The 1,236-nt window shown below is 67.3% G+C and carries 1 pseudogene; it reads right to left on the reverse strand.

Annotated elements, in window-relative coordinates:
• Nucleotides 1-1,184 (reverse strand): annotated as a pseudogene (locus tag RB608_RS28205) (IS3 family transposase); the annotation flags it as partial.
• Nucleotides 1,185-1,236 lie beyond the last annotated feature (52 nt).

Genomic DNA, 1,236 nt, shown 5'->3' on the forward strand with positions numbered 1-1,236 from the left:
GTGAAGGCGCCGGTGGTTGAACCAGTCGACGTACTCGGCGACGGCGATCTCGACGTCGGTCACGTTCTTCCAGCCGCCCTTGGGGCGCATGGCCGGGTTGCGGATGCACTCGGCCTTGAACAGCGAGTTCAGCGCCTCGGCCATCGCGTTGTCATAGGAATCGCCACGCGATCCGACGGACGCGACGGCCTCGGCTTCGGCGAGCCGCTCGGTGTAGCGAATCGCTCGATACTGAACGCCCCTATCCGAGTGATGCACTAGGCCGGTGACGTCCTGGCCGGCGCGCTGTCGGTTCCACAGGCCCATGTCGAGGGCGTCCAACGCCAGGTCGGTCCGCAGCGACGTGGACACCTGCCAGCCCACGATCATCCGGCTGAAGACGTCCAGGACGAACGCGACGTAGGTCCAGCCAGCGTGCGTTCTGACATACGTCAGGTCCGCGACCCACAACTGGTTCGGGCCGGTGGCGACGAACTTCCGGTTCACCAGGTCCTCGGGTCGCTCGGTCTCCGCACCGTCGCCGATGGTGGTCTTGCGGGTCTTCTCCCGCGGGATCCCACACAGGCCCTCTTGCCGCATCAGGCGCTCGACGGTGCACTTGGCGACCTTGACGCCCTCACGGTTGAGCTCGGCGTGGATCTTCCTGGCGCCGTAGACCCCGAGGTTGGCCTTGTGGGCGACCTTGATGTCCTCGACCAGTTCGGCGTCACGGATCGCGCGCGCCGACGGGGGCCTGGTCTTCGCCGCGTAGTAGCTGCTCGGGGCGATCTGCACGCCGGCTTTCTTCAGCACGGCACAGATCGGCTCGACCCCGACCTCGCGCCCGTCCACGATGTCGTGGCGATGGGCGTCGATGTAGGCGACTACTTGCCGGTGGGGCGGTCGAGCTCCGCCGCGAAGAAAGCCGCCGAGGTCTTCAGGATGTGGTTGGCCCGCCGCAGTTCGCGGACCTCGCGCTCGAGCTCAGCCAACCGCTGCGCGTCGGTGGTCGTGGTGCCCGGGCGGACACCGCCGTCGATCTCGGCCTGCCGGACCCAGTTGCGCAGGGTCTCCGGATGCATGCCGAGCTGCTCGGCCACACGCTGGATCGCGCCGTTCTTCGTCGCGGGATCCTGCCGCAGCTCGACCGCCATCCGGGTCGCCCGCTCACGCAGCTCGTCGGGGTATTTCCTGGGTGCTGCCATGACTCTCATCCTCCATGGATTGAGAGCCTCCATCAGACCCGGGGCGATTCAA

Origin of the sequence: Nocardioides sp. LHD-245 (assembly GCF_030929495.1) — a bacterium.
GTDB lineage: Bacteria > Actinomycetota > Actinomycetes > Propionibacteriales > Nocardioidaceae > Nocardioides.